This window comes from Listeria farberi (assembly GCF_014229245.1).
In the GTDB taxonomy this organism is placed as follows: domain Bacteria; phylum Bacillota; class Bacilli; order Lactobacillales; family Listeriaceae; genus Listeria; species Listeria farberi.
Map to the genome: position 1 here is coordinate 260,110 of NZ_JAARZJ010000001.1, position 11,531 is coordinate 271,640.

Consider the following 11,531-nt stretch of genomic DNA (forward strand, 5'->3'; position numbering starts at 1 on the left):
TATCTTAATTCTTTGTTACAATATACATATTCGGAGGGGATATCATGTCAAATAAAGTGAAATCAGATATTGAAATTGCATCAGTAGCAGAAATTCTACCAGTTACAACGATTGCAGAACAATTAGGACTAGACACAGATGCACTCGAACTTTACGGAAAGTATAAAGCAAAGTTATCCTATGATACGATTCACTCGTTAAAAGACAAAGCGCCAGGTAAACTTGTACTTGTAACAGCTATTAATCCAACACCAGCTGGTGAAGGGAAATCAACTGTGACAGTTGGTCTTGGCGACGCACTCTCTAAAAAAGATAAGAAAACTGTTATTGCACTTCGCGAACCATCACTTGGACCTACTATGGGTATTAAGGGTGGGGCGACTGGCGGCGGTTATGCGCAGGTTATTCCAATGGAAGATATTAATTTACATTTTACAGGTGATTTTCATGCCATTACAGCAGCTAACAATGCTTTATCGGCATTTATTGATAATCATATGCAGCAAGGAAACGATTTAAATATTGATGGCCGAAGAATCGTTTGGAAACGTGTGGTTGATTTGAACGATCGTGCGCTTCGAAAAGTAGTTGTTGGTCTAGGTGGGCCAATCCAAGGCGTTCCACGTGAAGATGGTTTTGATATTACAGTTGCTTCTGAAATTATGGCAATCATTTGTTTAGCAAGTGACTTAAAAGACTTAAAGAAACGCTTAAGTGAAATTGTGATTGGCTATAATTATAAAAAAGAACCAATAACTGTTGGCGAAATGGGTTATGAAGGTGCATTAACATTACTATTAAAAGATGCGTTAAAACCTAATTTAGTGCAAACATTAGAACATACTCCAGCGATTGTACATGGCGGTCCTTTTGCTAATATTGCTCATGGTTGTAATAGTGTTTCTGCAACAAGTACAGCCCTTAAACTTGGCGAATATGTAGTAACGGAAGCTGGTTTTGGAGCGGATCTCGGAGCGGAGAAATTTTTAGATATTAAAGTTCCTGCCCTTGGAAAAGCACCAGATTGTGTTGTTATTGTAGCAACGATTCGCGCACTGAAAATGCACGGTGGCGCTTTAAAAACAGAACTTAGTGAAGAAAATGTTGATGCCTTAGCAAAAGGCTTTACTAATTTACAAAAACATACGGAATCGATTCAAACATTTGGGATTCCTTACGTAGTAGCAATTAATAAGTTCATCACCGATTCTGACGCTGAAGTAGCGAAATTAGAAGCGCTATGCGAAGAACATGGCATTCCATTCTCCTTGACAGAAGTTTGGGAAAAAGGTGGCGACGGTGGACTGGAACTGGCAGATAAAGTTATTGCAGCTGTTGAAAGCGGGGAAGCAGACTACAAACGTATTTACGATGATGCCTGGTCGATTGAAGAAAAACTAGAAGCGATTGTGACGAAAGTATACGGTGGTATTGGCGTGGAACTTTCAAGTAAAGCACAAAAACAAATCGTTGAATTCAAAAAATATGGTTGGGACCGCTATCCAATTTGTATGGCGAAAACACAATATTCTTTATCGGATGACCCAACATTACTTGGTCGTCCAACTGACTTTGTTATTCATATTCGCGAATTTATTCCAAAACTTGGCGCAGGCTTCGTAGTTGCTTTAACTGGCGATGTGATGACAATGCCTGGTTTACCGAAGAAACCGGCGGCATTAAATATGGATGTCGACGAAAACGGTAATGCACAAGGTTTATTTTAAAAGTAAAAGTTCCAAAAGTGGAAAGCCGCTTTTGGAACTTTTTTCATCTTAAGCAATTGCTATGTTCTATATTTTCAGCTAGAATAGATAAGGACGAAACGGAAATGGATGGGACTAAATGAAACAATTAAAAGTGGAAAATTTAACAAAAACATATGGCGAAAAAAGCCTGTTTGAGAATATCTCATTAACGATAACAGAAGGTGAACGCATTGGTTTGATTGGCGTGAATGGTACTGGGAAATCCACGCTATTACAAATTATTTCTGGAAGCGAATCTGGAGACAAAGGTACTGTTACGAAAGCGAAAGATTATACGATAGGCTACTTGGCGCAAGATCCTGAGTTTAATGAAAATGATACGGTTCTTTCAGCTGTTTTTGACGGAGATACTGCGGCGCTTCGGGCAATGCGTAAGTATGAAGAAGTGTTACTTGCGATGACCCTTGATGCAGAAAATACTAAATTACATGATGCTTATACAGCAGCTAGCCAAGAAATGGATGCTAGTGCGGCTTGGGATATGAATACAGAAGCGAAAACGATTTTGGAGCGTTTAGGCATTACGGATTTAACCGCGAAAATAAGCGAGCTTTCTGGTGGGCAACGAAAACGGGTAGGTTTGGCGCAAGTCTTAATCGAGACACCTGATTTGCTTATTTTAGATGAGCCTACTAACCACTTGGATTTTCAGTCGATTCGTTGGTTAGAAGAATATTTAAATCGCTTTAAAGGAGCCGTATTGCTCGTTACTCATGATCGTTATTTCCTTGACCGGGTGACAAATCACATGGTGGAGCTGGACCGAGGTTCGGCTTATCGCTACGTTGGGAACTACGAGAAATTCATGGAATCTAAAGCCATTCGGATGGAAAACGAAGTCCGTGAATCTGAGAAAAATAAAAACCTTTATCGCAAGGAACTGGCTTGGATGCGACGCGGTCCTCAAGGTCGCGCCACTAAACAAAATGCCAGACAAGACCGTTTCCATGATTTAGAGAAAAAAGTGAAAACAAAAATAGATGACTCGGAACTGGCGATTGATTTTGTTACTAATCGTCTTGGAAAAGATGTTTTTGAACTAAAAAACTTGGAAAAACGATTTGATGAAAAGCAAGTGTTACAGGATTTTAGCCTAATAATTCAACCAGGAGAACGACTTGGTATTACTGGAAATAACGGAACGGGAAAATCCACATTACTGAATATGTTAGCTGGAAAACTAGCGCCGGATGCTGGGGAAGTAGTCACTGGACAAACCGTACAAATTGGTTACTATACGCAACAAAATGAAGAAATGGACCCGGATATGCGAATGATTGCTTATTTGCAAGAGGCAGGGGAGCAAGTAACGACTTCTGGTGGAGAAGTGCTTAGTGTGAGCGCCATGCTAGAACGATTTTTATTCCCACCGAATTCCCACGGGAAGAAAATCGGTAGCTTATCGGGTGGAGAAAAACGTCGGTTATTCTTACTACGCATTTTGATGGAACGACCAAATGTCTTATTACTAGATGAGCCGACTAATGACTTAGATACGCAAACGTTAACCGTTTTAGAGGATTATTTAGAATCATTCAATGGGACGGTTATTACGGTCAGCCATGATAGATATTTCCTCGATAAAGTCGTGAACAAATTGCTCGTTTTCCGGGCGATTGGTGAAGTAGAAATTTTCTACGGAGAATATAGTGATTATTTGAAAGAGCTGGAGGCTAAAGGAAAACCAGCGAAATCAATGAAAAAAATGGCGAATACTTCGGTCGAAAAGAAAGCACCTGAGAAAAAAGAGAAAGTTAAACTCACTTACCAAGAACAACTCGAGTGGGACGGGATTGAAGATACCATTAGCGAATTAGAACAAACGATTGAAACGCTCAATGAAACATTAGAACAAACTGGAGCAGATTTTACAAAAGCAGCAGAAATTAGCGAACTCATTACAGCGAAAGAATCGGAGCTGGAACAAATGATGGAACGCTGGGAATTTTTATCACAATACGCGGAATAAGGAGTGCGAACGATGAAACAATATTTGGATTTAGAAAAGTACGTTTTAGAGAATGGCACACAAAAAGGAGATCGCACTGGGACTGGAACAATCAGCACATTTGGTTATCAAATGCGATTTGATTTACAGGAAGGCTTTCCAATTATGACAACAAAACGTGTACCATTTAAACTTGTCGTAAGTGAACTATTATGGTTTTTACATGGAGATACGAATATTCGCTACCTTTTACAGCATAATAATAACATTTGGAATGAGTGGGCTTTTGAGCGTTTTGTGAAAAGTACTGATTATAATGGCGAGGATATGACTGACTTTGGACTGCGTGCTGAGCGTGATCCAGCATTTAACGAAGTGTATCAAGCTGAAATGGAGAAGTTTAAAGCGCGGATTTTAGAAGATGAAGTGTTCGCGAATAAATACGGCGAACTAGGTAATATTTACGGTAAGCAATGGCGTGAATGGAAAACTTCGCAAGGGGAAACAATTGATCAGTTAGCTGACTTAATTGAAATGATTAAAACAAATCCGAACTCGCGTCGTTTGATTGTGTCTGCTTGGAATCCGGAAGATATTCCGAATATGGCTTTACCACCTTGTCACTCGCTATTCCAATTTTATGTAGCGGACGGAAAATTATCGTGCCAGCTGTATCAACGTAGTGCCGATATTTTCTTAGGAGTACCGTTTAATATTGCGAGTTATGCACTTCTCACACACTTAATTGCACGTGAAGTAGGGCTTGACGTTGGTGAGTTTATCCATACTATGGGAGACGCGCATCTTTATAACAATCATATTGAGCAAGTGAAAGAACAGTTGTCTAGAACACCGCACAAACTTCCAAAATTAGTGCTTTCAGATAAACCTGCAACCATTTTTGATTTTGAAGTAGCGGATATTTCACTAGATGGTTATAATCCAGATCCAGCTATTAAAGCACCAATTTCAGTATAAGGGAGGTTTTCTTAGATGATAATTTTTGTTTGGGCACAAGACCGCGCTGGTAATATTGGAAAAGATAACAAAATGCCGTGGCACTTACCAGGAGATTTGCAATTTTTCAAAAAAACGACAACTGGAAAAACGCTCGTCATGGGACGGAAAACCTATGAATCACTAGGTAAAGCTTTACCAAATAGAAAGACAATTGTGTTGACTAGGGATAATGAATTGCAACTAGACGACGCAGAAATTCTTCATTCACGTGATGAGGTTATGGCGCTTGCCGAAACCGGCGAACCGATTTATGTGGTTGGTGGAGCGGAAATTTATCGTTTATTTATGGATGTGGCGGATAAGTTAATTGTCACAAAAATTGATGCCGAATTTGATGCAGATACCGCATTTCCAGAAGTAGACTGGGAAAACTTTTCAGAAGTAGCGAGAGAACCTCATGAAAAAGATGAGAAAAATAAATATAATTACACATTTTATACGTATGAAAGAAATTAGTAGAAACGTTGCCTGTTTGTGGGCAACGTTTTTCGAGTGGAGTGACGTTTAATTGTTATCGAAAATGGAGATTAATAAGCTTGCAATGAAAGAAAGTATGACACTGCTTGCTTGCCCGATTTGTGGAGAGGAATTCTCATTTAGTGAACCGAATGCATTTGTATGTAAAAACCATCATGGGTTTGATATTGCCAAGCCTGGATATTTACATTTACTCAAGCAAGGACATAAAACCAAATATGATCAAGCCTTATTTGAATCACGAAAAAAAGTGATTGCGAGTGGCTTTTTTGAAAAATTGATCGAACGAGTGACAGAAATCATTGCAGAGACAAAAAAAGAAGAAGTAGTTATATATGATGCTGGTTCCGGGGAAGGGAGTCATTTAGCGCAAGTTGTAAAGATTCTTCAAGAAAAAGGACGCCGTGTCCAAGCAATGGGGCTAGATATTGCTAAAGAAGGCGTGAAACAAGCTGCGCGAGATTACCCCGGGATTATTTGGACAGTAGCTGATTTAGCCAATTGTCCCACTCAATCAGAAACGGCAGATGTGATTTTAAATATTTTATCACCATCAAATTATGAGGAATTTAAGCGGCTGTTAAAAACGGATGGCTTTTTGTTAAAAGTAGTTCCAGAGGCGAATTATTTGCGGGAGATACGCGAATTTATTTATGTTGATGAGAAGAGTAGTTATTCGAATGAGTCTGTTACATCTCGATTAGCGGAAAAATTAACAGTCGAACATGTTGAACGGGTGACATATAAAGCGCCAATCGCTAAAAAATTATTTGCCGATTTTCTTGAAATGACGCCACTTGGTTGGCACATGGATAAAGATAAAAAAAGCGAATTATTAATAAATCCGCCAAAAGAGTTAACGGTAGATCTAAAAATCATTATTGCAAATCGAGCACATCTTTTGTAAAAGCTATGTGAATTATGCGCAATTTAAGCTATAATGAAGGGGAAAAATACAGAAGCTGGAGGAATGACATGAATCAATCAGAAACGAAAGCGTTAGAAGCACTGCAAAACGGGTCAGACATACGTGGAATAGCAATCGCTACGGAAAAATATCAGATTACGCTGACAGACGAACGTGTAGAAAAGATTGCTTATGGCTTTGCGAAATGGCTAAAAGAGGAGAAAAAAGTGGAAGGTCAAGCAAAAGTGGCAATTGGCCATGATAGCAGACTTTCAGCTGAACGATTAAAAGCGGCACTTGTCAAAGGGTTAACTTTTGCTGGTATAGATGTCGTGGATGTTGGGCTTGCAACAACGCCAGCTATGTTTATGGCTACTCAGTACGCAGACTACCACTGTGATGCCGGCATTATGATTACAGCGAGTCACTTACCTTTTATGTATAATGGACTAAAATTATTTACAAAATCTGGTGGAGCTGAACACGAGGATATTGATTATATCATAGCCCACGCAGATAAATCATTCATCGAAAATGGAATAAATCTTGGTAAAGTAACAAAACAAGATTTACTTTCTACATATGCAGCGGACTTAACAGATAAGATTAGAGCAGGGATCACAGGTGCAACTGACAAAATGAAACCACTCCAAGGAAGCCATATTATTGTTGATGCAGGGAATGGTGCTGGCGGCTTTTTTGCTGAGAAAGTATTGGCAGAACTTGGCGCAGACATTTCTGGAAGCCAGTTTTTAGATCCGGATGGCAATTTTCCTAATCATATCCCGAACCCTGACAATGAGGAAGCAATGGCTAGTTTGAAAAAAGCGGTCTTTGCTAGTGGGGCGGATTTAGGTGTGATTTTTGATACGGATGTAGACCGTGCTGCGATTATGGATAAAAATGGCGAAAGTTTAAACCGCAACCCATTAATTGCTGTTATCTCTAGTATTATTTTGGAAGAAAAACCAGGAACAACCATCGTGACTGACTCCACAACATCTGGGCATTTGCAAACCTTTATCGAAGCAAAAGGCGGGAAACAACACCGTTTTAAACGTGGTTATCGTAACGTTATCAATGAGGCTCTTCGCCTAAATGCAGACGGAATCCCATCGGAAATTGCTATTGAAGTAAGTGGGCATGCCGCATTAAAAGAAAATTATTTCTTAGATGATGGCGCTTATCTTATTGCCAAAATTTTAATGACGTATGCGACTTTACGAAAAAATGGAAAAGATTTGCCAGACTTAATAGCAGACTTAAAAGAGCCAGCAGAAAGCGAAGAAATCCGGTTAAGCATTACAGCAACCGATTTTAAAGCTTATGGAAAAGAAGTTTTAGCTGATTTTCTGACATTTGTAGAAGCTGACGCGGACATGAAATTAGAACCGGTGAACCAAGAAGGAATTCGTGTGAATACGAGCGGTGCACTTGGCGAAGGTTGGTTCTTACTTAGAATGAGTTTACACGAACCAGTGATGCCGATGAATTTAGAAAGTGATGAAGCAGGCGGCATCAGGAAAGTGAAAGATCGTTTAGCAGAATTTTTCGCGAGTAAAGCAGAATTAAAGATGTAAACTACAAAGCAGCTGATATATTTTGGCTGCTTTTTAATATGCTTTGATTTCTAAATAATGCTAGCTGCACAGTACAGTATGATTGTGAACATGTTATTATAGTTATACAGTAAATAAATATGTCAAAAATAGCTACTAAGAAAATTGACTTATATTGGGAAGTTTTAAACTAATTTAAGTTTCAACAATGCGATACAATCAAGCGATTTTTTGATATATTTATTTGCTAATAGACAAAAAAGGAGATGCAACTATGAAAAAGCTTAGAATATTTACTTTGATGCTTGCTTTTGCTCTATTTTTATTAGGTGGAGGAATTGTTGCACAAGCAGCAGAGGAAGCCCCAATCGATGAAAAGATAGTTGGGGAAACGGTAACAAATGACGGAGAAGAGTTTATAGTCGATGAGATTAGTGATTTAGAAGATGTTAATTCAACAACGGGGACGTTAGATACATCTGATGAAGTTGAGGTTGATTTATCAGGATTAACTATTGAAAATGAGGAAGCTGTTCTAACCCCAGGTTTAAAAACGATTTTTGGCGGAGATGGTAGAAAACTTGTAACAAATACAACTCAATATCCATATTCAACGAGCGCTTACCTTGTAATGGAATTTCCAAATGGTAAAACTTATATAGGTAGTGGACAATTGATTGGTGAAGATTCTGTACTTACAGCCGCTCATTGTTTATATGGTAAAAAAGATGGTGGATGGGCAAAAAAAGTGACTGTATATCCTGGATATAATGGCACGAAAGCTCCTTTTGGAACAGCAAAAGCAAGAAAAATGTATGTTCCAAAAGAATGGACAAAAAAAGAACCTTCTACAGAAGATTATGGAGTTATTAAATTAGATAAAAATATTGGGTCAAAAACTGGAACAATGGGGTTAACAACTAATACATCTGGTGCAATTACTATTAGTGGTTATCATGGTGACAAAAAAGGGAAATTGTACACTCAAACTGGAAATATCTCTCAAGTCACTGCAAATAATGTTTTTTATAGATTAGATACAACAGGTGGTAGTAGTGGTAGTGGTGTTTATAATTCTAAAAAACAGATTTTAGCAGTAAACGCATATGAATATTTAAATGGTACCGGGGACAACTTTGGTACAAGAATAACAAAAGAAAAACTAAATAATATTTATACTTGGGCGTTTGACAATAATCTTTCTGTAAGCAAACAAAAAGGGATAAATTACGAGCTCCACGTCCAAAGTAAGGGATGGATGGGAAACGTTGCTAATAGTATGACTTCGGGCACAGTTGGCCTTGGCTTACGAGCAGAAGCAATGAAAATTAGTTTATCAGCGATGCCGTATTCTGGAGATATTCAATATCGTTCACATGTACAAGGTAGTGGATGGCAAGGTTGGTTGAAAAATGGTGAAATTTCTGGAACTCGTGGACAGTCAAAACGTCTGGAAGCTTTCCAAGTAAAATTAACTGGAAATATGGCTAAAAATTATAGTGTGCAGTATAGAGCGCATGTCCAAAATAAAGGTTGGCAAAGTTGGGTTAAAGATGGAGCAACAGCAGGAACAACAGGAGAAAGTTTAAGAATAGAAGCTGTACAAATGCGACTAGTTGCAAAATAAATTTAAAAGAATTTGGTGTGTAAAATGCCAAATTCTTTTTCTTTTACCAAATTGATTGAAAAAGTAGAGCTAGTATAGTAAAATTAAAAAGCAAGCACTTACTTTAAAAGGGAAATAAAGTACAGGAGTGTGTTTTTTGGAAACTTGGATTACAAGTATTATGGCTGATTTTGGCTATATAGGTATTTTTGTTTTGATTATGGTTGAAAACTTATTTCCACCCATTCCCTCTGAGATTATCTTAACTTTTGGTGGATTTATGACGACAGTTACATCACTGAATGTCGTGATGGTGATTATTGTAGCAACTCTAGGTTCTGTTGTGGGCGCAATTTTACTGTATAAAGTCGCTTCTTATTTTGGCAAAGAACGACTCACGAAGATTGTGTTAAAATACGGTCGGATTTTGCGACTGAAGGAATCTGATATTGAACGCGCAGAAAGTTTCTTTTTGAAATATGGAAGTTGGGCTGTATTTTTATGTCGGATGATTCCGCTAATACGAAGCTTAATTTCGATTCCAGCAGGGATGACGAAGATGAAAATGTCGCGGTTTCTAATTTTGACGACCGCGGGAAGCTTACTTTGGAATACAGTTTTAATTGGACTTGGCGCCATGCTTGGTGAGTCATGGAATGAAATTGTGGTTTTTATGGATAGCTTTTCAACTATAATTTATAGCGTCATTGCGATACTTGTTGTTGTCGGCTTAGGTTTCTTTTTCCGAGCACGTTTCAAAAAAACACTAGATGAAGAATAGTGTATGACCTTGAGGAATGATCTTCAAGGTTTTTCTTTTGCGAATTTTGCTTTCGTGCTATGATAAGTTGGACATAGAAAGGGGACGGGAATATATGCGGATTGGAATGCGAACAGTGAAAACCGCGATTGCAGCGACACTGGCGATAGTTTTGGCGGAATGGCTACACCTGGAATATGCTGTTTCGGCAGGGATTATCGCAATTTTAAGTGTACAAAATACGAAAAAAGGGTCTTTACAATTAGCAATTCAGCGGGTTTATTCGACTGTTTTGGCGCTTTCTATTGCTGCCGTGTTTTTCATGCTCATTGGTTATAACGCGGTGAGTTTTGGACTTTATTTACTGATTTTTATTCCGCTTGCAGTAAGACTACATGTTGCTGACGGAATTGTTGTGAGCTCGGTACTCGTATCGCATATTTTACTCGAACAATCATTATCCTTCTTTTGGTTTAAAAATGAACTGTTACTTATGGCAGTTGGCGCTGGTATTGCGATTATTTTAAATTTATATATGCCAAAAATGGAAGACGAATTAAAACGTAGCCAACAAAAAATAGAAGCAATTATGCGACAAATTTTAACGGAAATGACACAAGGACTCCGGAATCAGTCGGAGTACCATGATGAATTTGGCTTATTAAATCAATTAAAGGGTACATTAGACTATGCACAAGAAAAAGCAGCAAGAAACCTAGATAATCAGTTTTTTGCTTCCTCCCATTATTATTCACAGTATGTCGATATGCGGCTTGTACAATATCGAATTTTAACACAGATGAAACGACATTTAGTTGCGTTCGAACATTCTTCTGAGCAAAGTATGGCGCTGGCAGAAATTACAGAAAAAACAGCACAGACACTAGATGAGCATAATACAGCAGAGGATTTAGTAGCGGAAATTACTAAGATGGTGCATGAGTTTAGAAGTAGCAAACTCCCAGAGACACGAGCGGAATTTGAAAATAGAGCGATTTTATTCCAATTTATGAATGATTTACGCTATTTATTAGAAATGAAGCGTGACTTTTATGCGGAGTTTGGATTAAAGGAAAAAGAAATGACGAGAGGACGATGAATGATGATTGAAAAAATTGGTCAAGTGATGTTATATGTGGACAATCAAGCTGCAGTAAGAGATTTTTGGGTAGAAAAATTGGATTTTGTCGTAGTTTCAGAAGAAGTTGTAAATGGCGAAATTCAGTGGATTGAAATAGCGCCAACAAAAGGTTTAGAAACTACCTTTGTTCTTCAAAATAAAAAGAAAGTTGCCGAAATGAATCCAGAAATGAATCTTGGAACTCCGTCCATTTTATTGTTTGGAAAAAATGTTGCGGAACTTTATGAAGAATATAAAAATAAAGGTATTACGGTCGGTGATTTAGTAGATTTACCAATGGGACGGGTGTTTAATTTTTCGGATAACGAAGGAAATTATTTTGCGATTTGTGAAAAATAGTTAGA

Annotated in this window: 10 protein-coding genes; all 10 read left to right on the forward strand. The window is 38.1% G+C overall.

Going from position 1 to position 11,531, the window contains the following annotated elements; genetic code table 11:
• The first annotated feature begins 44 nt into the window (after positions 1 to 44).
• The 10 genes from HCB45_RS01265 (at position 45) to HCB45_RS01310 (ending at position 11,526) form a co-directional block, all read left to right on the forward strand.
• The gene (locus HCB45_RS01265) at positions 45 to 1,727 is read left to right on the forward strand and encodes a formate--tetrahydrofolate ligase (protein WP_185319088.1); all 1,683 of its coding nucleotides are present in this window, start codon (positions 45 to 47) and stop codon (positions 1,725 to 1,727) included.
• Positions 1,728 to 1,845: 118 nt separating this feature from the next.
• On the forward strand, positions 1,846 to 3,738 hold the full coding sequence (locus tag HCB45_RS01270; RefSeq protein WP_185618401.1) for an ABC-F family ATP-binding cassette domain-containing protein: 1,893 nt from the start codon (positions 1,846 to 1,848) through the stop codon (positions 3,736 to 3,738).
• A 12-nt stretch (positions 3,739 to 3,750) separates the two neighbouring features.
• Entirely contained in the window at positions 3,751 to 4,695 is a 945-nt protein-coding gene (locus tag HCB45_RS01275; RefSeq protein ID WP_185618403.1) for a thymidylate synthase, read from the forward strand.
• A gap of 15 nt (positions 4,696 to 4,710) precedes the next feature.
• Positions 4,711 to 5,193, forward strand: coding sequence for a dihydrofolate reductase (locus tag HCB45_RS01280; protein ID WP_185319085.1), 483 nt, complete (start codon positions 4,711 to 4,713; stop codon positions 5,191 to 5,193).
• Positions 5,194 to 5,245: 52 nt separating this feature from the next.
• Positions 5,246 to 6,121 (forward strand): putative RNA methyltransferase, encoded by an 876-nt coding sequence (locus HCB45_RS01285; protein WP_185319084.1) that lies wholly within the window; start codon positions 5,246 to 5,248, stop codon positions 6,119 to 6,121.
• 68 nt (positions 6,122 to 6,189) lie between these two features.
• Positions 6,190 to 7,701 carry a phosphohexomutase domain-containing protein gene (locus HCB45_RS01290; RefSeq protein WP_185618405.1) on the forward strand — a complete coding sequence of 504 codons (1,512 nt, stop codon included), beginning with the start codon at positions 6,190 to 6,192 and terminating at the stop codon, positions 7,699 to 7,701.
• A 253-nt stretch (positions 7,702 to 7,954) separates the two neighbouring features.
• A complete protein-coding gene (locus tag HCB45_RS01295; RefSeq protein WP_185607885.1) occupies positions 7,955 to 9,307 on the forward strand; it encodes a trypsin-like peptidase domain-containing protein in 1,353 nt (450 codons plus the stop codon).
• Positions 9,308 to 9,443: 136 nt separating this feature from the next.
• A complete protein-coding gene (locus HCB45_RS01300; protein WP_185607886.1) occupies positions 9,444 to 10,067 on the forward strand; it encodes a DedA family protein in 624 nt (207 codons plus the stop codon).
• A gap of 94 nt (positions 10,068 to 10,161) precedes the next feature.
• Positions 10,162 to 11,145 (forward strand): aromatic acid exporter family protein, encoded by a 984-nt coding sequence (locus HCB45_RS01305; protein WP_185618407.1) that lies wholly within the window; start codon positions 10,162 to 10,164, stop codon positions 11,143 to 11,145.
• A gap of 3 nt (positions 11,146 to 11,148) precedes the next feature.
• The gene (locus HCB45_RS01310; protein ID WP_185319079.1) at positions 11,149 to 11,526 is read left to right on the forward strand and encodes a VOC family protein; all 378 of its coding nucleotides are present in this window, start codon (positions 11,149 to 11,151) and stop codon (positions 11,524 to 11,526) included.
• The last annotated feature ends 5 nt before the right edge of the window (positions 11,527 to 11,531 follow it).